We start from the raw sequence: 1,612 nt of genomic DNA, 5'->3' as shown, positions 1-1,612 counted from the left end.
TGAAATGCCTGAGCCTATTTTATTAAGTCAGATTTTTGCCAAGCTTACTTCTTTAGGACGTATTCATCCCGTTTCTACAGGTGTTGAACCCTCGTAAATTGGCTACGGTATTGTGCTAGAAGTGCTGAATGTAAACAAGGCTACATCGCTGGTTTTGACAATTGGACTACTTTTATCTTTTATCGGATTAAACCCAGAATAATGGCTTTTTTGCCTTCTTTACAAAGGTTGCAATTTCTCTTAATCCCTAATAGGGATTAAACCACTACATTTTAGATTCAGCGATCGCCTTACTTGGGTGGCCGCCGAGATACCCTACTTTTCATCTCTTAGCCACTCCCGACCCACCCGCAATGCCGCCTCAGAAGTGTAGTAGATTTTCATCTCACCAAATATACCTCCTGTGCGGCTGATGATCCGAAACTGCCAACCAAAAGCTTCAAGGGGTCGCCCATCATACCAGAAGGTTGATGGGTGGGGAATTGAGGCAAACATTTGATAACTGAGCAAAGTAAATCCTTATTTCGGGGGTGATTGTTGTTGCACATATTGTTTTAACTGTTCAACTGTGACCCCACCACAACTAGCGACGAAGTAAGAACCTGTCCACAACACAGGTTTTGTGTACACCTTGCTCAAGATAGATTCAAACTCTTTACGAATTAACCTGCTAGAGACAGTTTTGAGGTTAGCAATAAATTTGCACAATTCAATTTGTGGATGGTAACGAATGAGTAAATGTACATGATCAACTTCACCATTAAATTCTACTAATGTGCATTCCCATTTGGTACAGGTATCGTGAAATATATCTGCCAGCCTAGATAGCATCTGGTGATTAATGACTTTTTTTCTATATTTAGTCACAAAAATTATATGAGCAGTAAGAGAGTAAACAGAGCGAAAACCTTTATCATACAACTCTTCCATCGATGAGCAATAAATGATATACTGACATTATGATTTTAACTTACTGCTACCGAATTTTACCCAGTGCCGCGCAAATAGCTTTAATGTCAAATACATTAGAGCTACTACGTCGTCATTGGAATTACGCATTGGGGCAGAGGTTAGATGCACTCAGCAGAAGTCGTTGTCAAATTGACCGATGTTCAATAGTCAGTGAACCAATTGGAGAAATCCCTCAAAGAGTTAATTACTATACTCAGCAAGCAGATTTAAAGCACACAAAGATACTGTTTCCCGATTACAAAAATATCTGGGCAGAATCTCAGCAAATCAATTTGCAGCGTTTAAATCAAGCGTGCGAACGGTGGTTAATTCCTGACACATCAGGAAAACGTGGTGGTCGTCCTAGATTCAAAAAGCCAGGAGAATTAAGGTCTTTTGTTTATCCACGAGTGAATTGCCCAAAGGCAGGTGCTAACCTCAAAGACGGCATATTGAAACTGAGCAAAATTGGTGAAATGCCAGTCCGACTGCACCGACCACTACCATTCGGTTTTGTACTCAAAACTTGTACGATTGTGTGTAAAGCAGATGGATGGTACTGCTGCCTTTCCATGCAAGATAATTCTGTGCCACAATTATTACCTCTTGATGAGGTTAAATCTGCTGTAGGGGTTGATGTTGGGCTAAAAGAATTTTTGAC

Annotated in this window: 3 protein-coding genes; 1 reads left to right on the top strand and 2 read right to left on the bottom strand. The window is 40.4% G+C overall.

Going from position 1 to position 1,612, the window contains the following annotated elements; all coding sequences use genetic code 11:
- Positions 1 to 315: 315 nt before the first annotated feature.
- Positions 316 to 495 carry a hypothetical protein gene (locus H6G77_RS35275; RefSeq protein ID WP_190677534.1) on the bottom strand — a complete coding sequence of 60 codons (180 nt, stop codon included), beginning with the start codon at positions 493 to 495 and terminating at the stop codon, positions 316 to 318.
- A 24-nt stretch (positions 496 to 519) separates the two neighbouring features.
- Positions 520 to 930: an IS200/IS605 family transposase gene (gene tnpA, locus H6G77_RS35270; RefSeq protein ID WP_190677519.1), complete on the bottom strand. Its 411-nt coding sequence runs from the start codon at positions 928 to 930 to the stop codon at positions 520 to 522.
- A gap of 29 nt (positions 931 to 959) precedes the next feature.
- Here tnpA and H6G77_RS35265 point away from each other — a divergent pair.
- The coding region (locus H6G77_RS35265) for a helix-turn-helix domain-containing protein (RefSeq protein WP_190874148.1) at positions 960 to 1,612 on the top strand (653 nt) is incomplete at its 3' end.

Source organism: Aulosira sp. FACHB-615 (assembly GCF_014698045.1).
GTDB lineage: Bacteria > Cyanobacteriota > Cyanobacteriia > Cyanobacteriales > Nostocaceae > Nostoc_B.
This window is presented reverse-complemented; position numbering and strand designations above follow the sequence as displayed.

Excerpts from the sequence above, each read along its gene's own strand:
- H6G77_RS35275 (WP_190677534.1), bottom strand. The coding sequence starts at position 495 with ATGTTTGCCTCAATTCCCCACCCATCAACCTTCTGGTATGATGGGCGA.
- tnpA (WP_190677519.1), bottom strand. The coding sequence starts at position 930 with ATGGAAGAGTTGTATGATAAAGGTTTTCGCTCTGTTTACTCTCTTACT.